Origin of the sequence: Longimicrobium terrae, assembly GCF_014202995.1 — a bacterium.
In the GTDB taxonomy this organism is placed as follows: Bacteria; Gemmatimonadota; Gemmatimonadetes; order Longimicrobiales; family Longimicrobiaceae; genus Longimicrobium; species Longimicrobium terrae.
This window is the reverse complement of sequence record NZ_JACHIA010000019.1, coordinates 75,103-96,418: the sequence shown is the minus strand read 5'-3', so window position 1 is coordinate 96,418 and position 21,316 is coordinate 75,103. Positions and strand designations below refer to the sequence as shown.

The following is a 21,316-nucleotide window of genomic DNA, read 5'->3' as shown; positions in this document are numbered from 1 at the left end:
ACCCGCTCCGCGGGAGAGGGGGAGCCGTTCGGCGCCGAACCGGGCTTCGGCTTGCGGCGCGGTCTCCGCTGGATGTCGTTCCCGACGCAGTTGAAGCCCCGATCATGGACGCGGCAGCGGCCACGAGTCGGGGCTTACCGCTTGTGGAGCGGCGGATTCATTCGCTCAACGGACTCCGCCCACGCGACGAGTTCCGCTTCCCGCACGGGACCGTTGGCCGCGCCGAACCCTCCCCCAGTCTTTTTTGGGGGAGGGTGGGCCGGTGGTGCCGGCCCGGGTGGGGGCCGCCCGCGAACCCCGCCCGACGCACCGAAACCCGCCCCCGCGCGCGGGTGAAGCCTCACGGGAATACAATGATGCTTTCCGTCTTGGGCCGGGAAAACTCCACCAGTTCAACCCGGGTCGGCTGGCGTTTCCGAGTCGGACGTATCGCGGTAGGTTGTATGGTCAGGTCAATACCCTCACCACACCAACCACCACCGGAATGCGCATCGGGCACGGCTACGACTCGCACCGCTTCGCCGAGGGGCGTCCGCTCATCCTGGGCGGCGTTTCCATCCCGCACCCCGTGGGGCTCACCGGCCACTCCGACGCGGACGCCGTGGCCCACGCGGTCACCGACGCGCTCCTGGGCGCGGCGGGAATGGGCGACATCGGCCGCCACTTTCCGCCATCGGACGATACGTGGAAGGGCGCGGACTCCATGAAGCTGCTGGCCCAGGTGGTGCGGCTTCTGGAAGGGCGCAACCACCAGGTGGTCAACGTGGACGTCACCGTCGTCTGCGAGCAGCCCAGGATCGGCCCGCACGCCGACGCCATGCGCGAACGGCTCTCCGCCGTGCTGGGCATTTCGCCGGACCACGTATCCATCAAGGGAAAGACCAACGAGGGGATGGGATGGATTGGGCGTGGCGAGGGAATTGCCACTTTCGCCGTCGCGCTGATCGACAGCATCGAGGACCTGGATGCGCTGCACGCGCGGCACCGGCGCGATCCCGGGCTCTGACACGCGGCTACCGACGGGGAGTACCGGATGGGCGGGCTGGTTGACCGGCTGATTGAATGGATGCAGGGCCTTTCCGAGGCCCTGGTGTACGTGGTCATCGGGCTGTTTGCCGCGGTGGAGAACGTGTTTCCCCCCGTGCCGGCAGACGCCATCGCGCTCACCGGCGGCTTTCTGGCGGGGCAGGGGGTGGTGAACCCGTGGATCGCCTTTCTGATCGTCTGGATCTGCAACGTGGCAGGCGCGCTGCTCGTCTATTGGCTGGGCCGCCGCTATGGACCCGCGCTGTTCGACACTCGCGCGGGACGCTTTCTGGTGCAGCCCAAGCAGATGGCCCGGCTGGCCAGCGTGTACGACAGGCACGGCGCCAAGGTCATCTTCGTCAGCCGCTTTCTGCCGGCGTTCCGCGCCGTGGTCCCCATCTTTGCCGGCACGACGGGGATGAGCTTCTGGCGCGCGGCGGTGCCCATCGCCGTGGCCTCGGGCGCGTGGTACGGGCTCATCGTCTACCTGGGCGCGACGGCCGGGCAGAACTGGGACCGCATCCGCGCCGCCGTGGACGCCTCCGGCCGCTGGCTGGCCATCGCCGCCGCCATCCTGGCCGTCATCGTCGTCTGGTTCTGGTGGAAGAGCCGCAAGCAGGAGGAGTGACGTCCGCGTGTCATCCACCCCCAAACCCGCCCCGCCGCTCTCCTTTTCCATCGAACCGTACCTGGACCACCTGCGGTTTGAGCGGGGCCTCTCCGAAAAGACGCTGGAAAGCTACGAGCACGACGTGGCCCGCATGGTGGAGTTTGCCGCCAGCCGCGGCCGCGCCGGGCCGGGCGACGTGTCCACGCAGGACCTGCGCGCGTATCTGCTGCTGCTCAAGGATCTGGGGCTGGCCCCGTCGTCCATCGCGCGCAACGTGTCGTCGCTGCGCACCTACTTCCGCTTTCTGATCGGCGAAAACCTGGTCGTCGGCGATCCCAGCGAGCGCATCGACACCCCCAAGGCGTGGAAGAAGCTGCCGGACGTGCTGACGGTGGCGGAAATGGAGAAGCTGATCGAAACGCCGGACCTGAACCATCCGCTCGCGTTTCGCGACAAGGCGATGCTGGAATTTGCGTATGCCAGCGGGGTGCGCGTGTCGGAACTGACGGACCTGCGCCTCCGCAGCCTGCACCTGGACGACGCCTTTGCCAGCGTGTTCGGCAAGGGCGCCAAGGAGCGGCTGGTGCCCATTGGGCGGCGGGCGATCGGCGCGCTCAGCATCTACCTGCGCGAAACGCGGCCGCGGCTGGACCGGGGGAAATCCGAGGGGCGCGTGTTTCTGAACGCGCGCGGCGGGCCGCTGACGCGGATGGGCGTGTGGAAGATTCTGCGCGGCCACGTGGAGGCGGCGGGGATCGAGAAGCGCGTGTCGCCGCACGTGCTTCGCCACTCGTTCGCCACGCACCTGCTGGAGGGCGGGGCGGACCTGGTGGCCGTTCAGGAGATGCTGGGCCACGCCGACATCGGCACCACGCAGCGCTACACGCACGTAGACCGCAGCTACCTGCACCAGGAGCACCGCTCCCACCACCCGCGCGCGTGATCGGGCGGGAGCCGGCCACACCGGGATTTGTCCCACTTCTCCGCATCCACATGCCTCGACGGACCGCGATCCGCTTCACTGCGCTGATGGCCTGTACATGCCTGTACACGGCGTGCGTGCCGGGATTGCACAGGGAGCCGCGCACACCCCAACAGGATGAGCGCGACGTGCTGCTGGCGGCCATCCGCAGCCTGGAAATCGAAGCCGAGCACGATCCCGTGACCGACCAGGTCGTAGGCGAGCACCGCGTTCCCGTGGTCCTGCTCGCGACGACCAGATCCGTAGATCCCGCCCTGATGCCGGGGCGTGAAACGCTGCGGCGAGAGAGAGTCCGCCTCCCCGCGGAAGCCTTGTCCGATCTGGTTCGCCGCAGCGCTGCGCCAGTTCCCATCGTGTCGCTGACCGGGGATTCCCTCCGCGCGCGAGTGATTACGGCCGTCCAGCTCGACTCGCTTCGAAACGCACCGGGTGGGGTAAACGCGCCCGGTCACCTGCTGAATCTCCGGTATCCGCAGGCGAGAGGCGTGCATCTGATCTCGCGCCCGGGGTTCGATCCATCCAGGACGCACGCGGCCGTAAGCGTCGGTCTGTGGTGCGGAAACCAGTGTGGGACAGGCGGGCTTCTGCTGCTGGATTTCCATCGAGGACGCTGGCGCGTTCTACGGTACGTGGGCATGACGATCGCCTGACATCCTTGCCGCCGCTGACGAATGCGTCTTCCGAAACATTCCCATCGCTTCATCCTCGCGCTGCTCCTGACCCTGGCCGGATGCGCGGCCGCCGGGCACGGCGGGTCGCGACGCGCCACGCTGGCGGAGGACGAGCGGGCGGTGTGGAGCGCATACCTGGAGATCGCACGCGCCTCGGCGGAGGTGCACGGACCGGCGGTGGTGATCGACGAGACGATGCTTTCCGGCAGCGCGCCGGAACGGGGATGGCTGGAAACGGTGGAAGGCGGGTTTCCGTACGCCGCGCTGCTCGACGCCGGCGCGCGCAGCGAGGCGCGCGTCCAGTTCTCGTCGGTACTCGGCGCCGTGACGGGCGTGCGCTGGTTGACGAACGAGGAGCGCGAGCAGGTCTTTACCGGGAGCGACGTTCAGACGTCGGCGCGGCTGCACGAGGTCGTCCCTGGGGCCATCCACGTCATCTCCATGTCACGGCCGGGCTTCGACCGCACACGCACGCATGCGGCGCTGGCGGTGTCCACCTGGTGCGGCCCGCTCTGCGGCCACGGCGGGTACGTCCTTTTCCGCCGCCAGCCGGACGGGCGGTGGACGCGCCTCGGCGGCTTCACCGACACCGTAAGCTGAACCGCCCTCGCCGTCGTGCCCGGCACGCGGAACTCCACAGCCTCAGTGACTCGTGCAGGAGACGGAGGATGAAGATGCGTGCGGACGCTGGTTCGCGCCGCGCAGCACCGCCCGGCGACTTGCCACCATTCCCACCTCACGCACCGCCCGACCACATGCTCTCCATCCGCGGACTCATCCTCCTTGTTCTTGCCATCGCCTGCGCCTCGTGCGCGCCGCTCGCGACCGTCCAGCCGCGGACGCTGGAGCAGGATGAGCGCGACGTACTGCTCGCGGTGCTCGAGGACCTCTCCAACGCCAAGGAATACGACTCGACGGGCAAGGTGATCGGCGTACGCCGGCTACTGATTCTCGCCGCGTCCGTGACGACCCCGGCCGAACGGTACATGATGCCCGATGACAGGACCCTGCGGGAACAGGGGATCCGGTTTCCGGGCGAGGTCTTTCCCGATCTGCTTCGGCGCACCAGGTCACCGCTCTCGCTCGCCACCCTGTCCGCGGACTCCACCCGGTTCCGCTTGCTTTCCATCGCACGGATCGACTCGGTCCGGTCCACGCCGGGCGGGATCAACGCGTCCGGGGAGCGGTTGCGGCAGCTGTATCCGGGCGCCGCCTCCATTCAGTTCCTCTCCCGTCCGGGGTTTGATGAACAGCGGCGCCACGCGGCCGTGCTGCAGAGTTACTGGTGCGGAAATTTGTGCGGCGGCGGAGGCTTGCTCCTGCTGAAGTACCGGGACGGGCAGTGGAGGGTGACAGGGTGGGCAGGGATGTCGATCTCCTGACGAACCCGACAGAGCCGCCGGGAGCCGCCCGGCCACTCAGGGTTTGGACGGGTGCGTTGACGATCCCGATCTCGACCGTTACTCTTCTTTGCGATACAAAGTACTTCTCAGAGGAGGACGGCGATGCGGCGAGCGATCTTGGTGACCCTGGGGCTCAGCGCGGCGGGGGCGGTGTTCGGCGCGATCGCCGGGTTGGTCGCGCAGGTTGCCTGGATGCTTCTGGAATGGGATGGATGGTTTCGCTACCCCGAGGTTCTCGTGTTCGGGGCGGGGATGGGGATGATCGCGGGCGCCGTCCTGGCGCCGCTCACGGCGTGGCTGCTGATGCGGCACGTTCCGCTGGGCCTGGCGTTCGGCGGCACGCTGCTGGGGACGGTCGCGGGGGCGGCGGTGGGCGCGACGATGGGATCGCTGCCGGGCGCCATCTACGGCGGATTCATCGGCTACGCGGCCTCGGCGCTGGTGCTGCGCTTCCGCGTCGCGCGCCCGCCCCGGGCAGTGACGCGCAGCACTGAACGGCAATCCATCTCCAGCTGATCATGGAAACAGGAAGCGCCGCCATTTCTGGCGGCGCTTCGTCGTTCTCGTCCGGCTGTTGTTACGCAGTTGAAGCCTCGATCATGGACGCGTCAGCGGCCATGAGTCGAGGGTTACCGCTGTTTGAGCGGCGGATTCATTCGCTCAGGATACTCTGCGGCGGACGGGGAGGCCCGGGCCATGGACAAACCTCCTGCGCATCCGCCGCTTACGCCGCCTGCTGCTGCGCCGCGATCCAGCGGTTGATCTTGGCATCGAGCACGTCCAGCGGCAGCGCTCCGTCCTCCAGAACGGCGCGGTGGAACGCGCGGATGTCGAAGCGCGAGCCCAGCGCGGCCTCGGCGCGGCGGCGGAGTTCGGTGATCTTCAGCTCGCCGATTTTGTACGCCAGCCCCTGGCCCGGAATCGCGCTGAACCGCTCCACCTCGGCCTCGATGGTGGACTCGCTCGTGGCCGAGTTGTCACGGGCGTACTGTTTGGCCTGCGCGTGCGTCCAGCCCTTGGCGTGAATCCCCGTATCCAGCACTAGGCGGATGGAGCGCCACAGTTCCGACGACAGGAATCCGAAGTACTGGTAGGGGTCCTGATACAGTCCCAGTTCCTTGCCCAGCGTCTCCGCGTACAATCCCCATCCCTCCGAAAATGCCGTGAACCCGCCGAAGCGACGGATGCGCGGCACGCCCGTAAGCTCGCGCGCGATGCTGATCTGAAAGTGGTGGCCGGGCGAGCCCTCGTGAATCAGCAGCGACTCCATGCCGTAGCGCGGGCGGCCCGTGGGATCGTACGTGTTCAGGTGAAAGACGCCGGGGCGCGACCCGTCCAGGCTGGCCGCCGTGTACGATCCGCCGCTGAAGCTGCGCTCGCGGAACGGCTCCACGGGACGGATCTCGTAGTTGGCGGCCGGCTTTACGTTGAACAGCCTGTCCGTGGTGGCGTCGATGCGCGCCTGCGCGTTGCGGTAGTCCGCCAGCATCTCCTCGCGTGTCGTATACCGGTAGCGCGGATCGCTCTGGATGTGCTGCATGAACGCCTTGAGATCGCCGCGGAAGCCGACCTGCTCCTTTACCTTTTCCATCTCCCGGTGGATGCGCGCCACCTCCGACAACCCGACGTCGTGGATCTGCTCCGGCGTCAGATCCGTCGTCGTCACCGCGCGCACCTGGTACTCGTACCACGCGCGCCCGTTGGGCAGGGCGGAGAGGCCCACCGTCGTGCGCGTGCGCGGCAGGTACTCGTCGCGGACGAAGTCGTGCAGCTTGCGGAACGAGGGGACGATGCGGTCGCGGATGGCGGCCGTGTACGCCGCCGTCAGCCGCTGGCGGTCCGCGGCGCTGAAGTCGGCCGGCATGTTCGTCACCGGGCCGTAGAAGAGGCTCGTCGTGGGATCAGCCACCACGTGCGCGGAAAGCTGGGGCAGCACGCGCTCCATCAGCACACGCGGCTGCACCACGCCGGCCGCCATCCCCTCGCGCATGTTGGCGATGGTGACGTCCACGCCCTGCTGAAATCCGTTGATGCGCGACAGGAAATCGTCGTAATCCTTGACCGTCTTGAAGGGGTGCACGCCGGTTCCGGCCCCCATCCCCACGAATCCCGCCGTCCAGTTGAAGAACTGGTTCAGCGGTACCAGGTGTGACGGAAACTGCTCGCCGGCGCGCGCGGATTCCAGGTTGCGCGTGAACACGTCGTACGTCAGCTGGTGCTCGGCGTCCAGCGACGCGCGGTCCAGGGCGAGCAGCCGTCCCGCGTACTCCTCGCGCAGGGCGCGGGCGGCGGCGCGGCTCTCGGCGCTGAAGCCCACGGTGAACAGGTGGTTGTAGCGGTTGTCGCCGATGGACGTGGCCTGCGTGGGGTTCAGCGGCAGCGACGCCTCAAAGAACGCCTCGGCCAGCTGGTCCAGCCGCTGGTTGGCGTCCTGCGCGACTGCGGGGGCGGGCGCGGCCGCGGGGGCGGTCTCCATCCCGGCTTGCGGCGCCGCGCAGCCGGCGGACAGCAGCACGCCTGCGTACAGGGGAATGCTTCGCTTCAAGGGAACGTCCTCCTGGGATGATGAAAGAGCGGGAGATGGCGGGATGAGGATGGCGCGGGGTACGCCGATTCCGCCAGTCCGGGAGTGTCCCTTGCAGACCCGCCATCCACGCGATTCGTTTGATCCGTGGCGGATGACGATCATCATCGCCCCAGCGTTGTGGCAAGCGGATGGGTGGGCTACCGTGTCGTCCACGGGCAGCACGCCGCCCGATCCGCGGAACCGTCGATCCGTCGATCCGTCGATCCGTCGATCCCTCGATCCGCTGAACGGTTCGGATGATCTGCCGAATGGAGCGAATCGACGCCGGACGAACGGGATCTGCCCATCCACTGAACTGCCGATTGACTGACCGGTCCGCTTATCTACCGATCTGCTGTACTGTTGATCGACAGGGTGTGTGGATCGAGCAGTAGCGACGAGTCGCACGATCGCGATTTCAATCCATCCGCACCACGGTGTCGGCTTTCGATTGATCGATGGCTCGCCGGACGCGCTCGGACGGCGCGATCAGTGAGCATTTCCCCTCACCTTTTGCGAAGCAGCCATGCCCATGAACTCCATGCGATTCCTCTGTAGCGCGGCGGTTCCGCTGCTCGCGGCCACGCTGGCGCCCGCCGCGCACGCCCAGATGCGCGCCGACAGCGCGGCGCTCGTCACCGTTCTGGGCCGCGACACGCTGGCGCTGGAGCGCTGGGTGCAGCAGCCCGGGCGCATCACGGCCGAGGCGGTCGTGCGTTCGCCGCGTACCACGCTGCGCCGCTACGTCGCGGAGTTGGCGGATGACGGGATGATGACGGCGTTCGAAGAGCACACCTATCTGCCCAGCGCGCCGGATGAGCCCGTCCGCTCGGAAACGTGGGTGCGCGCCGGCGAGGGATGGACGCGCACACTGACGGAAGGCGACAGCACGCGCGCATCGCAGGTGAGCGGGCCGGCGGCGGCGCTGCCCTTTGTAGACCTGGTGCACTGGCCGTTCAACCTGGTCGTGGCGCGCGCGCCGGGGCAGGGCGGCACGCAGCCCCTGTTTTCCGGCGGGCGGATGATGAACTTCACCGTGGCGCCGGCCGGCGCGGGCGCGTGGACGCTCACGCACCCCATGCGCGGTCCGTCTGTGGCGCGGGTGGACGCGTCCGGCCGCATGGTGTCGCTGGATGCGGCGGGGACCACGCGCAAGGTGGTGGTGACGCGCGTGCCCTGGCTGGGCAATGAGATGCAGGCAGCCGCCGCGCGCTGGGAAGCCGCCGACCGCGCGGGGCGGGGAATGGGCGAGCTTTCCGGCCGCGGGCGCGAGGAGGAGACGCTGTCCGGCGCGCGCATCGTGATTGACTACGGCCAGCCGGTGCGACGCGGCCGCGACATCTTTCCCGCCGTCGTGCGGTGGGGGCAGCTGTGGCGCACGGGAGCCAACCGCGCCACGCACCTGACCACGGATCGCGCGCTGGTGCTGGGCGAAGGCGCGAACACCCTTCGCGTTCCCGCGGGCGAGTACACGCTGTTCTCCATGCCCGCGGAGGACGGCGGCGTGCTGATCGTGAACCGGCAGACGGGGCAGAACGGCACCAGCTACGACGCCGCGCGCGATGTGGGGCGCGTGCCCATGCGCCGCGAAGCGATCGCCGCGCCGGTGGAGACGTTCACCATCGACGTGGTACCGGGCGCGGCCGGCGCGGGCACGCTGCGCCTGTCGTGGGACCGCACCGCGTTCGTCATCCCGGTGCGCGTGGAGCCGTAGGTCAGGACGGCCCCTGCCCGGGCCGGCACCATCCGCCCAACTCTCCCAAACAGAATGGGCGAGGGTTGTTGGCGGCCGGAGGTTCCGGCAAGGCGGAGAGTTGGGCCGGGCGGATGGGTCGGCGTGCCACACCGAAGGGTCGGCGTGAGCGGAATCCGCTCGCGAGCGGAGAAGCCGGTGCGGGAGGCGGAGTCGCGTGGAGCCGAACCCGTCTTGAGCGAATAAATCCGCCGCTCCAAAAGCGGTAAGCCACGACTCATGCCGCTGTCGCGTCCACGATCGGGGCTTCAACTGCATGACAGAACAACCCCACCACGACCCCGCCCATAATCCCCCATGCGCATCTTCTCCAGCCCGCACCGCCTCGCGGCGCTTCTGCTCCTCGTCTATCCCGCGAGCCGCATCGCCGAAGAAGCACTGGTCGCGGTGGACTACGGGCAGCCGTTCCGGTTCGGCAATCCATCCATCCCCATCCTCTTTCTGCTCTACGGCGCGGCAAGCGTGGGACTGTGGCGTGCGCGGCCGTGGGGATATGGATTCGGGGTCGCGCTCGCGGCGTTCTGCGCGGGCGTTCTGACCCTGATCGCCCGCGCGATGTACGCCGTTCACGAGTTCCAATTCCTCTCCCCGCTCGGGCCCGCGTTCACCGCAGCCGTGATCGCGACGCAGATCGCCGTACTCATCCTGCTTCTCCGACGCGATACGCGCGCGTTGTTCCCGGGACTGCAGCCCGCGCGAGCACAGGTCCGGCTGGTGGCCGCAACCGTAATCGTTGAGATCGGGTTGATGGGCGCCGTCGCGATCTGGGGGTTCGGCGGCTTCAACGGAACCTGGCAGCAGCAGACGCTGGGAGCGCTTCACGATCCCGGGACCTTTCTTCTCGTCCTCACGGACTGGTGCTGCGGGTACGGAGCCGGCTTGATCATCTCCGACGCGTGGGGTGCACACTGGGGTGGGCTGAGGCGCGCGGGGATTCCCATCCTCATGTACGCCAACGTGATCGGCCTGCTCCCGTTCGCGGCGCTGATCCGGGGCATCTTTCGGAAGATGCGCGCACCGAAGCCGTCGCCGGCCGTGATCGCCGCGGAGCACTGAGCACGGTGCCGGGCGCGTACGTCGTCCGATTGAACCCGCGGATCAGGTCCGCAGCGGCGTCCCGTTTCAGCGCCGCCGGTCAGCGCCGGTCAAAGCGGATGTCGCGGCTGCGGCCGATCCAGGCGCTCATCCCCGTGATCCGGCCTTCCATATCCCGCCGCAGCACGAACAGCCATCCATCATCCGGCGCGATGAGCGCATCCTCGTACGCCGGCTCCAGCCTCATCGCGCGATCGCCATCCATCCGCAGTTCCAATCCGCCATCCCGCGCGCGGATGGAAACGGTCGCGTCCGCCTCGTCGCTTCGATACGTCCCCACCATTGCCGCCACCGCCGCGGCTGACGTGTCCGCCGCGGCCACGGGGATCAGACGCGTGCTGTCACCGGTCGAACGGACGATGAGCAGTTCACCGCGGCCGCCGCCCGCGTCCGGCAGCAGCGTGGCCTGGCGAGAGCCGTCCGCGGACCCGAACGACGTCGCCGAGCGCGGCAGGTAAGGGGCGGCGCCGTTCACACTGAACCCGCCATCCAGCGCGGTGATGGTCACCGGCATCCGCGTCCGCGCGTTGCGGTACAGGCCGGCCACCGCTGATACGTCGCGCGTTTCCGTTTCCGCCGTGGCGCGAACCGGGAATCCGGGCGTCGGCGGAGGCGCGGGGAGAAAGAGATCCGCCACGCGCGGGCCGAGGTCTTCGGTGTTGATGCTCCCCGCGTTGCACAGGATGGCGACGGACAGCCCGCGCTCCGGGTAGCGGCCCAGGAACGAATGGTATCCACCCGTGGCGCCCGCGTGCGTGATGCCGGCCACGCCGCGCCGCATTCCCGGCTCCAGCCCGAGCGCGTACGGAATCGCGCGCCCGCTCGCCAGCCGCCCCGCCGCCGCCATCTCCGCGCCGAAGCCCGCGCCGCCCACCGCGGACGACTCCAGGTTCGCGTTCCACCGCAGCAGGTCCTCCACCGTGGTCAGCAGCCCGGCGTGCCCCAGCGTGTTCTCGAACGGCATGTTGAGCCGCCATCCGCCGCCATCGACGGACCCGTACGCCTGCGCCCTTCCCGCCACCACCGCTCCAAAGTCCTCGCGCCACGAACTGTGCGTCATCCCGACGGGCTGCAGCAGCGCGCGCCGGGTGAACTCCGCGAAGCTCACGCCGCTCACCCGTTCCACGACGATGGCGGCAAGGGTGTAGTTGGTGTTGCTGTACAGGTACTCCGCGCCCGGGGCGGAGTTGAGCGCGCGCTGGCGGGCCGCGACGCGCAGCACGTCATCCTGCGTGTACACCCGGGTGCCGCGCGGCCACCCCGTGAGCTCCACCACGTTGCCCCAGTCGCGCAGCCCGCTGGTGTGGTTCAGCATCTGCCGCAGGGTCACCGGCGCGCCCCAGTCCGGGAGTTCCGGCAGATGACTGCGCACGTCGTCGTCCAACGAGAGCCGCCCGGCGCGGGCGAGCATCAGCACGGCCGCGGCGGTGAACTGCTTGGAGACGGATCCCGCCTCGAAGATCGTCCGCGGCGTGTTGGGCGTGCGCGTTTCCAGGTTCGCCATCCCGTACGCCCGCAGCAGCACGGGCAGCCCCGAGCGCGCGATGCCGGCCACGCATCCCGGTGTGCTGTCGGTGTTGACCTCGGCGAACAGGGCGTCCAGCCGCGCCACGTCGCCGGGCGCGCCGTTCTGGGCGGAAAGGGAGGGGGACGACGCCGCGGTCGCGATGAGTACGGCGATGGCGGGAAGGGAGGTGCGGAACGGGGGGCGCATGGATCAGCTCTCACGTGAGCGGTGCCGGGACGGAGATTTCGTCCCGGACGGTAGCTCAGCGAGCCGCGTCGCGCGTCGCGATTTCGGCCGGGGAGGCCGATTGGCGGGGAATGAGACGTTCCGCGGCGGCGGCGCGGCGCAGGGCGGAGGGCGTCTGGCCCGTGTAGGCCTTGAACGCGCGGTTGAAGCTGGCCTTGCTGTTGAAGCCGGCGTCCAGCGCCGCCCGCAGCACGTCGTGGCCGAACGCCGGATCGCGAAGCTGGCGCACGACCGCGTCCACGCGCATGCGGTTGATGAACTCGTTGAACGACTGCCCCAGCCCCTCGTTGAGCCCGCGCGACAGCGTGCGCGGGGAGACGTGCAGCCGCCGCGCGAGGCTGGCCAGCGTCAGCCCCTCATCCCGCCACCAGCCGGCCTCACTCACCTGCGTGCGCCATCCTTCCGCCAGCGCGGGATAGGCGGCTTCCGCGCGGATGCCGTCCTCTTCATCAGCCTCTGCGGAGGGAGCGGCGGTGGCGGCTTCCGCGGCTTCCGGTGGATCGGCCGAGACGGCCGCGGCGAAGAGCGGCTGCGCGTCCGTGGCGGCTTCCGTCTGCGGATCCAGTTCCGCGCCGTCCACCGGGTCCATCGCGGCGGAATGTGGATACACCAGCGCCGCGTGGCGCCATCCCTCCAGCCCCAGGTAGTAGACCAGTGCGGCGAGCGCGACGTAAAAGGGAAAGCGGTCCAGGTACCGCAGGGGGCGCACGAACGCCTCCGTGGCGGCGAACCCGGCCCACAGCACCAGCAATCCGCCGCACGCGATCAGGAATCCGCGCAGCCACCCCAGCCGCAGCTGCTCGCGGTTGCTCAGGTTCGCATCCAGCCACCGCTGGTACGCACCGAACGCGCGCCACGAGAGCGCCAGGTACACGCCGAACGAGAGCAGCGCGGCCGCCGTTTCCGCCGGGCTCAGCCAGGGCTCGTGCACCGCGCCATTCCACGCCCACTTGTCCTCCAAGGACAGGCTGAACGCCCCGGCGTAGTAGCCGAACTGCACGGCCGCTGGCGCCAGATGCGTGGCCCAGCGGCGGGGCGGGGCACCGTCCACCAGCGTGCGGATGTACAGGTACAGAAGCGGCCCGAACCCGAGCGACACCTCCAGCGGCGCAAAGGTCAGCCAGGGATACGCGTCGTAGAATCCCGCGAAGCCGATGATGTACGGCGTGATCCGCAGCACCATCAGCAGAATGAGCCCCGCGAGCAGGCGGTTGGCGGCCGCGTTCCGCCGTGTGCAGGCGAGCAGCATCGCCAGCACCAGCCCCTGAAAGGCGCCCAGCAGCAGGGTGATGCTGCGCGCCTTGAACTCGATCAGCGGCGGATCGGTCATGAGGTTTCCGGGAACCGAGTGTCCGTGTAGAAGGTGTGTGCAATGTCGCGGGCGCTCTGGCTGACCGCAACGCGCCGGTACCGGAGATGGACGCAGACGTGCAGGGTTTGTACTATGTTGAATCCCCCGCGCCTCCCTCCACGGCCTGAACTCCGCCGGTCCCCGTGCGCCACCTCCTCCTCGCCGTCCTCTTCCTTCCCGTGCGGCTCGCCGCTCAGTCCACGCCACCGCCGGCCGATCATGGAGCGGAACTCGCCACCCGCCTGGAGCGGATCGTCACCGCCCACCATGCGCGCGGCGCGTTCGACGGCGTGGTGCTGGTGGGGCGCGGGGACCGCATCCTGTTCCATCGTGCCATCGGCCAGGCGGACCGTGCGTGGGGCATCCCGAACACGACAGAGACGCGCTTTCCGTGGGCCTCCATCACCAAGCAGGTGACCGCCGCGCTCGTGCTGCAGCTGGTTGGGGAGGGGAGGCTCGCGCTCGATTCCACGCTCTCCGCCTACCTGCCCGGACTGCGCGCGGAACACGCCGGACGCGTGACGCTCCGCCACCTGCTCACCAACACATCCGGGCTGACGAACACCGAGGCGATCCCGGGCTTTCACGTCGCCGCCGACAGCGCGCGGCAGGTGATGGTCACCGAGGCGCTGGGCGCGGACCTGAGCTCCGAGCCGGGCAAGACCTTTTCCTACAACAACCTGGACTTTCTGGTGCTCGGCCGCGTGGTGGCGGCGGCGACGGGGCAGTCGTTCGAGCAGGCGCTGCGGTCGCGGATTCTGGATCGCGCCGGGCTGCGCAAAACGGGGATGATCCACGATGAGGGCGTGGAGATGCGGCTGGCGGCGGGATACGTGGGGATCGGCACTGATTCCGCGCGCCGGTTCGCGCCTTCTCCGCCCGTGCGCCTGGCCTCGTACGGTGCGGCGGGGGCGCTGGCGGGGACGGCGGAGGACCTCTTCCGTTTTGACCGCGCCCTGCTGCAGGGCCGCCTGTTCGCCCCCGCCCTCCGCGACACCATGTTCCGCGCGGACCCGGCGCTCGGCTATGTAGCGCTGAGCGTCTGGACGTACCCGCTCACCTTCGCGGGCCGGCGCGTGACGCTGGTGGAGCGCCAGGGCTCCATCGGCGGATACACCAACCTGAACCTGCTCGCGCCGGACGAAGACGTCGTCGTGATCGTGCTCGGCAACGTGGACACGGCCGACCTGTTCATGACGTACGGCGGACGGGGGCTCGCGTACGAAATCATGCGCGAGGTCCTTGCCGGCGGCTCCGCTCCCGCCGCGCGGTGAGGCGGGAACGGAACGGCGCGCCATCCATCTCCCGCAACCATGCGAACGTGGGCCGCTGGAGGCACGGAACACGCAGCTTCCGGGCGCGGCCGGCTCACGGCGAGCCGAGCGGACCTGAACGGATGGACGAAAGCAATGCAGACTCGCAGGCTCGGAAACTCGGACATGAACATCACCCCGATCGGCTTTGGATCGTGGGCGATCGGCGGGGCGGGGTGGGAGTTCGCGTGGGGCGAGCAGGATGACAAGGCCGCCATCGAATCCATCCACCGCGCGCTCGATCTGGGCGTGAACTGGATCGACACGGCCGCGGTGTACGGCCTGGGGCACTCGGAGGAACTGGTGCGGCGCGCGGTGGAAGGGTGGTCCGGCGCGCGGCCCTACGTGTTCACCAAGTGCGGCCTGGTGTGGGATGAGAAGCGCGACATCAACAAGACGCTGCGCGCGGACAGCATCCGCCGCGAGTGCGAGGCCAGCCTGCGCCGGCTGAACGTGGACGCGATCGACCTGTACCAGATCCACTGGCCCATCGATGGCGACATGGCGCAGAACGAGGAAGGCTGGGGCGCCATGGCCGATCTGCAGCGCGAGGGCAAGGTGCGGTGGATCGGCGTGAGCAACTGGAACGTCGAGCAGCTGGCCATGGCGCAGAAGATCGCGCCGGTGACGTCCCTGCAGCCGCCGTACTCGCTCGTCCATCCCGAGGCGGAAACCGATCTGCTGCCGTTCTGCGAACAGAACGGCATCGGCGTCATCGTCTACTCGCCCATGGCCTCCGGGCTGCTGACCGGCGCCATGACCCGCGAGCGCGCCGCCAGCCTGCCGGAAGGTGACTGGCGCAGCCGCAGCCCCGACTTTCAGGAGCCGGCCATCTCCCGCACGCTGCGCATCGTGGATGAACTGCGCTCCATCGGCGAGGCGCACGGCCGCTCGCCGGGCGAGGTCGCGGTTTCGTGGACGCTGCGGCTGCCGGCGGTCACGGGCGCCATTGTCGGGGCACGCAGCGCGGAGCAGGTGGACGGCGTGATGGGCGGCGGCGACTTCCGCCTGTCCGGCGAGGAGATCGCGCGCATCGAGGCTCTGCGCGGCTGACGTTCTGAAAACTGCATCTCACGCGGGGGCCGCGGGGGTTCGCGGAGGTCGCGGGGGGAACTGCAAGGGCGGGGAACGACGGAGCCGCGGATGCAAGACGGGGTCAGGGGAGATGGATGACAATTCCCCTGACCCCTCTCGTCTCCGCGGCTCCTATCTCTGCGTGGGCACTCTGTCTCAGTGCAGGCCCTTGCTGTTCCCGCGACCTCCGCGACCTCCGCGTGAGATTCAGTTGCCGTTCGATGCGTCAGTGCGCTCCAGACTTCGCGCGCAGCAGCACAACCCCGCCGATGATCATCGCCAGGCCCAGAATGCGCACCGGGTCGCGCGACTCGCCCAGTGCCATCATTCCCACGATTCCCGCGCCGACCGCGCCGATGCCGGTCCACACCGCGTACCCGGTGCCCACGGGAATCGTCCGCAGGGCGACGGACAGCAGAAACATGCTCAGTACCATCGCCGTGAGCGTGATCACGCTGGGCCACAGGCGCGAAAAGCCCTCCGTGTACTTGAGGCCGATCGCCCACACCACCTCCAGCACGCCCGCGATGATCAGGTACGTCCACGCCATTCCGTCTCCCGGTGGTTGAGATCCGCGCCGGGTTCTGCCCCGATCCGCACGCCTAACCATACGCCGCGCCCGCCCCCGATTCAACGCCGCGCCCGCTCCAGCATTGCGCGCCCGTGGCAGTGCGTGTGATTTTCCCGGAGAGGCTTCACCGCACCCGGCGCGTACGGACCATGAACATCGAGATTCCGCGGGAGCAGATCGAGGCGTTCTGCCGCAAGTGGAAGATCCGCGAGTTCGCGCTCTTCGGCTCCGTGCTGCGCGACGACTTCCGCCCCGACAGCGACGTCGACGTGCTGGTGGAGTTTACGGACGACGTGCGCCACACCCTGTTCGAAATCGTCGACATGCAGGCCGAACTGGCGCGACTGTTCCATCGCGAGGTTGACATCGTGGAGAAGGCCGCGGTGAAGAACCCGTTCGTTCGGCACCAAATCCTGCGAAGCAACGAGGTGGTCTACAGTGCAGCCTGACGAAGCGGATGCGGGACGGCTGTGGGCCATGCTCCTGACCGCGGAAGGCGTGGTCATGCGCACGTCCGGCCTCACCGAAGAGCAGCTCGCGGCGGACGAGTACGATCAATGGGCGGTTTCCAAGGCTCTCGAATTGATCGGAGAAGGTGCCTGGAAGCTGTCCAAGCCCTTCAAGGCCGCGCATCCCGAGGTGCCCTGGGACCGGCTGGGCGCCATGCGTCATCTGCTCGTACACGACTACGCCAAGGTCAACTGGAGGATCGTGTACGACACGCTGAAGCTCCGGGTTCCGGAACTGATCGTGGCTTTGAGGCCGCTGGTTCCACCGCTGCCGGGCGACGCGGAATCCTGACTAGAATCAACTTGAAAGAAGCGAAGCTAACACGTGATTCTCGTTATCGATAACTACGACAGCTTCACGTTCAATCTCGTCCAGTATCTGGGCGAGCTCGGGGCGGAGATGGAGGTGCGCCGCAACGATGAACTGTCCGTGGACCAGATCCGCGAACTGGCGCCGGAGCGCATCGTCATCAGCCCCGGGCCGTGCACGCCCGCGGAAGCCGGCGTGTCCGTGGAGGTGATCCGACAGCTGGGGCCAACCACGCCGATCCTCGGCGTGTGCCTGGGCCACCAGTCCATCGGGGCGGCGTACGGCGGCGACGTGGTGCGTGGGCGGCGGGTAATGCATGGCAAGACATCCCCCATCCGCCACACCGGGGACGGCATCTTCAGCGGCGTGCCGTCGCCCTTCACCGTGGCGCGCTACCACTCGCTCGTCATCGAGCCATCCACGCTTCCGGATGAACTGGAGGCGGTCGCCTGGACGCACGAAGAGGGATGGGAAGACGAGATCCAGGCGGTCCGGCATCGCGAGCACCCCGTGTGGGGCGTTCAGTTTCACCCGGAATCCATCGCCAGCGAGCACGGGCACGACCTGCTGCGCAACTTTCTCCGGCTCGGATGACTCGACTTCGCGCCGTACTCGCCGCCGCGCTCGCGGGGGCCGCGCTCCTGTTCGCGCGGCCCGCCCGCGCGCAGGTGCCCGTCATCACCGGCTCGGATGACAGCCCCGCCGTCCGCGTGGCGCGCCGCATCGTGGACCGCGCGCGGTACGTGTACATCGACCGTGACACGGTGCTGGGGCCGGACTTCCGCATCGACGGCGACCTGGTCATCTACGACGCCGAAGTGCGGCTGGAGGGAAGCGTGGAGGGCTCGGTCGCCGTGCTGGGCGGCGACTTCTGGATCCGCCCCGGCGGACGGGTGGGCGGCGCCATCGCGGTGCTGGACGGCGGCGTGTACCCGTCGGCGCTGGCCATCATCCGCCGCGACTCGCTCTTTCAGCAGGACCCGCGCACGACCGTCGCGACTCAGACCGTGCCCACGGCGGACGGCGCATACACCGCGGCTATCGGCGTGACGCCGCCGCCGGCCGCGCCGTTCTTTGCCCCCGGATACGGCCCGCTCCCCAGCTACGACCGCGTGAACGGGCTTACGCTGTACGCCAGCGGAACCATCCGTCCCACGCGCGACTTTGACGGGCCCAGCATCCGCGTCTTTGGCGCGTACCGCTTCAAGAACGACGATCACCTGGGCGGCGGCGCGCGCTTCGATGTGCCGCTGGGCCGGCAGAACGTGCACCTTACGGGCGAGGTTTCGCGGCTGCACCGCACCAACGACGCGTGGATCCGCCCGGAGTTCTCCAACACCGCGCGCGCCGTGGTCTTTGGCGACGACGAGCGCGACTACTGGGACAGCGACCTGATCCGCGTGCAGGTGCAGCGCCCCGTGGGCATTCCGCTCATCAGTGGCGAAAGCTGGCTGGGGCCGCGCGTCGGCGTGCAGGTGTCGCGCGACCGCAGCCTGCCCACGCGCGATCCGTGGTCGCTGTGGGGGGATGCGTTGAACCGCGAAAACCCCGAGGTGCTGGAAGGGACTATCGTTTCCGGCCTGATCGGCACCGAGTACCACTGGCGCGGCCTCACCTCGCGCTTCGACGGCGCCGCCGACCTGGAGGTCGCACCCGGCGGTGTGAGCGACGCGGAGTTCTCGCAGGGGCTGGTGCAGGGGAGCTACGAGGCGACGGCGATGCGCACGCACACGCTGCGCGTCTACTTCCGCGGCATGGCGCCGCTGAGCGGAAACGCGCCGCCGCAGCGCGAAGGCATCATGGGCGGCGCCGCGACGCTGGCCACGGAGCGCACCGCCTCGTTCCGCGGCGACCACCTGGTGTTCATCGAGTCCAGCTACGCCGTGCCCATCAACAGCATCGTGCTGCCGTACGTGGGTTCGCCCAGCGTGGAGGCCGTGCACATGGTGGGCGCCGCGTGGACCGGCGACAACGACCGGCCCTGGGTGCAGAACGCCGGAGTCGGCGTCGTCTTCACCCTCGTCCGGGCGCGCGTGCTCATGGATCCCGCCACGGGCGGCACCGCGTTCGCCTTTGGCCTTTCGCTTCCAGCGCGGCGGTGAGTTCAGTGGATATGGATCGTCCCGGGGCGCTGGTGCGCAGCTGGAGCACCAACGCGGAGGCGTGGACCCGCGTGGTGCGCGAAGGCGGCATCGAAAGCCGCCGGCTAGTGACCGATGCGGTGATCGTGGACGCCGTCGTCCGCCTTCAGCCGGCGCGCGTGCTGGATGTGGGATGCGGGGAGGGATGGCTGGCGCGTGCGCTGGCGGAAAACCGCATCCGTGTCACCGGCGTGGATGTGTCGCCGGAGCTGATCGACGACGCACGGCGGGAGGGCGGGGGAGACTTTCACGCCGCCTCATACGCCGAAGTGGCGGCCGATCCTACGCGGTTCGGCCGTGAATTCGACGCGGTGATCTGCAACTTCTCGCTCCTGGATGACGATCCCGCCGCGCTCCTGGCCGCGTTGCGGACGACCTTGGCCCGCGGCGGCTCGCTGGTGATCCAGACCGTGCACCCCTGGGCGGCGATGGGGGATGAGGGATACGTGGATGGATGGCGGACGGAAACGTTCGCCAGCTTCGGCGGGGAGTTCGCGGCGCCGATGCCGTGGTTCTTTCGCACGATCGAGTCGTGGATGGACGTGATCGCCGGCGCCGGATACCGTCTCGCGCGCCTGATCGAGGCCATCCACCCGTCCACCGGCCGGCCCGCGTCGCTTCTGATCATCGCCGAACCCGCCGTGGCCTGACCGAACCCCCCGCGGGCTGACTGAACCCGCCGCGGCCTGATCCGATCCACCTGCCTGATCGCAATCAGCCCATCCGCCTCACGACAGCGGGCGACCGGGGCCGAAGCCGGACAACGCGCTGAGGTCTCCCCCTCTCCCGCTTGCGAGAGAGGGGGCCGGGGGGAGAGGGGTGCCCGCCGGCGCGCCACACTCTCCGAAGAAAAAGCCCGCTCGGCCGGCTGCCATCCATCCGGCGGTTGAAACCGCACCTCGAAAAACACGAAGTCCGCCTGCGCGGACTGCGGCGGATGGTTCGGCGTCACGGGGCGGTCCACGCCTGGCGCCGATCGCGTCGTTCGTGTTGATGGGTGGTGTCGCAACGAATTCCGCGTCCCGCGGCCGAGCCGGCGTGCAGTCCACGGAGGCGGACTTCGTGTCGTACGAGGCGCGGTTTCAACCGCCGGACGGATGTCCGCGACCCGCACGATCATCCCGATCCGCATCACAACCCTCGCGCTCGGAAGGTATCCGACATACCTTTCCAATCACGCCACGAGAGCCTGTCGAAAGCGCGCCGCGCGCGATCCGATCCACCGGGACGGAGACGCGGAGCCGGAGAGCGGAACCGGCCACACGGCCCAGCGGCCACCTTGCCGCAACGCGGATTCCCACCGATTGCACGCTCCCCTCTTGTCCCCACGCCACGCGAGTGCTAACTTGCGTGGCGTGATTATTGCAAGCTCGGCACCCGACTTCCCCATCACGGGCACCCTGACTGCCGGCGTTCTCGGCGTCATTCCAGCCCGGCTGTCTTCGCAGCGTCTTCCCAGCAAACCGCTCCACCTTCTCGCGGGCCGCCCCCTCATTGAATGGGTATGGCGCCGCGTGGCGCAGTTCGCCCTTTTCGACGCCGTGGTCGTGGCCACGGACAGTGAACAGGTGGCGGACGCGGTGCGTGCGTGCGGCGGGCAGGCGGTCATGACGCAGGCGGACCACCCCTCGGGCACGGACCGCGTGGCCGAGGTCGCGCGGATGGCGGAATACGAGAAGTTCGGCACCGTCGTCAACGTGCAGGGCGACGAGCCGTTCGTCAGCGGCGACCACCTGCGCGCCGCCATCGACCTCGTCCAGCAGGGATGGGACGCGGGGACGGTGGCCACGCCCATCCGCACGGTGGAGGAATGGCGCGAGCCGTCCATCGTAAAGGTGGTGCGGGCGGACGACGGCGCGGCGCTGTACTTTTCCCGCGCGCCCGTGCCCGCCGTCCGCGACGCGGAGCCCGGGCCGGACGATTTCGGCCGCGGGCTCTTTCTGCGCCACGTTGGCATCTACAGCTATCGCCGGGATGCGCTGCTGCGCTGGGTCTCGCTCGCCGAGTCCCCGCTGGAGCAGGCAGAAAAGCTGGAGCAGCTCAGGCCCCTGGCGGCCGGGCTGCGCATTGGCGTTGCGGTGGGCGCGCCGGCCGAGGGCGGGGTAGACACCCCCGCCGACGCGGCGCGCGCCGAACGCATCCTGCAGGCGACCACACCCGATTTCGCAGAGGCATCGGCATGACGGCC

Annotated in this window: 22 protein-coding genes; 18 read left to right on the top strand and 4 right to left on the bottom strand. The window is 69.0% G+C overall.

Annotation, left to right across the window (positions count from 1 at the left end; genetic code table 11):
• The first annotated feature begins 484 nt into the window (after positions 1-484).
• The 7 genes from ispF to HNQ61_RS22435 all read left to right on the top strand — a co-directional run bounded on the left by ispF (position 485) and on the right by HNQ61_RS22435 (position 5,208).
• Positions 485-1,006, top strand: coding sequence for a 2-C-methyl-D-erythritol 2,4-cyclodiphosphate synthase (ispF, locus tag HNQ61_RS22465; protein ID WP_170037133.1), 522 nt, complete (start codon positions 485-487; stop codon positions 1,004-1,006).
• A gap of 27 nt (positions 1,007-1,033) precedes the next feature.
• Positions 1,034-1,654 (top strand): DedA family protein, encoded by a 621-nt coding sequence (locus HNQ61_RS22460; protein ID WP_170037131.1) that lies wholly within the window; start codon positions 1,034-1,036, stop codon positions 1,652-1,654.
• 7 nt (positions 1,655-1,661) lie between these two features.
• A complete protein-coding gene (gene xerD, locus HNQ61_RS22455; protein WP_170037129.1) occupies positions 1,662-2,579 on the top strand; it encodes a site-specific tyrosine recombinase XerD in 918 nt (305 codons plus the stop codon).
• Between the two features lie 50 nt (positions 2,580-2,629).
• Positions 2,630-3,268 (top strand): hypothetical protein, encoded by a 639-nt coding sequence (locus HNQ61_RS22450; RefSeq protein ID WP_170037127.1) that lies wholly within the window; start codon positions 2,630-2,632, stop codon positions 3,266-3,268.
• Positions 3,269-3,289: 21 nt separating this feature from the next.
• A complete protein-coding gene (locus HNQ61_RS22445; protein WP_170037125.1) occupies positions 3,290-3,889 on the top strand; it encodes a hypothetical protein in 600 nt (199 codons plus the stop codon).
• A 155-nt stretch (positions 3,890-4,044) separates the two neighbouring features.
• Positions 4,045-4,671, top strand: a complete 627-nt coding sequence (locus tag HNQ61_RS22440; protein ID WP_170037123.1) for a hypothetical protein — start codon at positions 4,045-4,047, stop codon at positions 4,669-4,671.
• Between the two features lie 123 nt (positions 4,672-4,794).
• Positions 4,795-5,208: a hypothetical protein gene (locus tag HNQ61_RS22435; protein ID WP_170037121.1), complete on the top strand. Its 414-nt coding sequence runs from the start codon at positions 4,795-4,797 to the stop codon at positions 5,206-5,208.
• Positions 5,209-5,416: 208 nt separating this feature from the next.
• Here the strand turns inward: HNQ61_RS22435 and HNQ61_RS22430 are convergent, their stop codons facing one another.
• Complete coding sequence (locus HNQ61_RS22430; protein WP_205761884.1) at positions 5,417-7,237, bottom strand: DUF885 domain-containing protein; 1,821 nt, start codon at positions 7,235-7,237, stop codon at positions 5,417-5,419.
• Positions 7,238-7,370: 133 nt separating this feature from the next.
• Here HNQ61_RS22430 and HNQ61_RS22425 point away from each other — a divergent pair, with 133 nt between their 5' ends.
• The 3 genes from HNQ61_RS22425 (at position 7,371) to HNQ61_RS22415 (ending at position 10,067) form a co-directional block, all read left to right on the top strand.
• Positions 7,371-7,589 (top strand): hypothetical protein, encoded by a 219-nt coding sequence (locus HNQ61_RS22425; RefSeq protein WP_205761882.1) that lies wholly within the window; start codon positions 7,371-7,373, stop codon positions 7,587-7,589.
• 210 nt (positions 7,590-7,799) lie between these two features.
• Positions 7,800-8,972 carry a DUF2911 domain-containing protein gene (locus HNQ61_RS22420; RefSeq protein ID WP_183685808.1) on the top strand — a complete coding sequence of 391 codons (1,173 nt, stop codon included), beginning with the start codon at positions 7,800-7,802 and terminating at the stop codon, positions 8,970-8,972.
• A gap of 336 nt (positions 8,973-9,308) precedes the next feature.
• On the top strand, positions 9,309-10,067 hold the full coding sequence (locus HNQ61_RS22415) for a hypothetical protein (protein ID WP_170037117.1): 759 nt from the start codon (positions 9,309-9,311) through the stop codon (positions 10,065-10,067).
• A 79-nt stretch (positions 10,068-10,146) separates the two neighbouring features.
• Here the strand turns inward: HNQ61_RS22415 and HNQ61_RS22410 are convergent, their stop codons facing one another.
• On the bottom strand, positions 10,147-11,820 hold the full coding sequence (locus tag HNQ61_RS22410; protein WP_170037115.1) for a serine hydrolase domain-containing protein: 1,674 nt from the start codon (positions 11,818-11,820) through the stop codon (positions 10,147-10,149).
• Between the two features lie 55 nt (positions 11,821-11,875).
• Positions 11,876-13,189, bottom strand: coding sequence for an AraC family transcriptional regulator (locus HNQ61_RS22405; protein ID WP_170037112.1), 1,314 nt, complete (start codon positions 13,187-13,189; stop codon positions 11,876-11,878).
• Between the two features lie 164 nt (positions 13,190-13,353).
• Here HNQ61_RS22405 and HNQ61_RS22400 point away from each other — a divergent pair, with 164 nt between their 5' ends.
• Positions 13,354-14,484, top strand: coding sequence for a serine hydrolase (locus HNQ61_RS22400; RefSeq protein WP_170037109.1), 1,131 nt, complete (start codon positions 13,354-13,356; stop codon positions 14,482-14,484).
• 135 nt (positions 14,485-14,619) lie between these two features.
• The gene (locus HNQ61_RS22395) at positions 14,620-15,576 is read left to right on the top strand and encodes an aldo/keto reductase (RefSeq protein ID WP_170037106.1); all 957 of its coding nucleotides are present in this window, start codon (positions 14,620-14,622) and stop codon (positions 15,574-15,576) included.
• A gap of 247 nt (positions 15,577-15,823) precedes the next feature.
• Here the strand turns inward: HNQ61_RS22395 and sugE are convergent, their stop codons facing one another.
• On the bottom strand, positions 15,824-16,147 hold the full coding sequence (gene sugE, locus HNQ61_RS22390) for a quaternary ammonium compound efflux SMR transporter SugE (protein ID WP_170037103.1): 324 nt from the start codon (positions 16,145-16,147) through the stop codon (positions 15,824-15,826).
• Positions 16,148-16,317: 170 nt separating this feature from the next.
• On the opposite strand from sugE, the gene HNQ61_RS22385 reads away from it, so the two are divergent.
• The 6 genes from HNQ61_RS22385 to kdsB all read left to right on the top strand — a co-directional run bounded on the left by HNQ61_RS22385 (position 16,318) and on the right by kdsB (position 21,311).
• On the top strand, positions 16,318-16,617 hold the full coding sequence (locus HNQ61_RS22385) for a nucleotidyltransferase family protein (protein WP_170037101.1): 300 nt from the start codon (positions 16,318-16,320) through the stop codon (positions 16,615-16,617).
• Complete coding sequence (locus tag HNQ61_RS22380) at positions 16,607-16,969, top strand: HepT-like ribonuclease domain-containing protein (RefSeq protein ID WP_170037098.1); 363 nt, start codon at positions 16,607-16,609, stop codon at positions 16,967-16,969. The genes HNQ61_RS22385 and HNQ61_RS22380 overlap by 11 nt, the downstream gene beginning before the upstream one ends.
• 33 nt (positions 16,970-17,002) lie before the next feature.
• Positions 17,003-17,581 (top strand): glutamine amidotransferase-related protein, encoded by a 579-nt coding sequence (locus tag HNQ61_RS22375; RefSeq protein ID WP_170037095.1) that lies wholly within the window; start codon positions 17,003-17,005, stop codon positions 17,579-17,581.
• Positions 17,578-19,089 carry a bactofilin family protein gene (locus tag HNQ61_RS22370; RefSeq protein ID WP_170037092.1) on the top strand — a complete coding sequence of 504 codons (1,512 nt, stop codon included), beginning with the start codon at positions 17,578-17,580 and terminating at the stop codon, positions 19,087-19,089. Before HNQ61_RS22375 ends, HNQ61_RS22370 begins: the two co-directional genes overlap by 4 nt.
• 11 nt (positions 19,090-19,100) lie before the next feature.
• Positions 19,101-19,778: a class I SAM-dependent methyltransferase gene (locus tag HNQ61_RS22365; protein WP_170040337.1), complete on the top strand. Its 678-nt coding sequence runs from the start codon at positions 19,101-19,103 to the stop codon at positions 19,776-19,778.
• Positions 19,779-20,483: 705 nt separating this feature from the next.
• The gene (gene kdsB / locus HNQ61_RS22360) at positions 20,484-21,311 is read left to right on the top strand and encodes a 3-deoxy-manno-octulosonate cytidylyltransferase (protein ID WP_420816136.1); all 828 of its coding nucleotides are present in this window, start codon (positions 20,484-20,486) and stop codon (positions 21,309-21,311) included.
• The last annotated feature ends 5 nt before the right edge of the window (positions 21,312-21,316 follow it).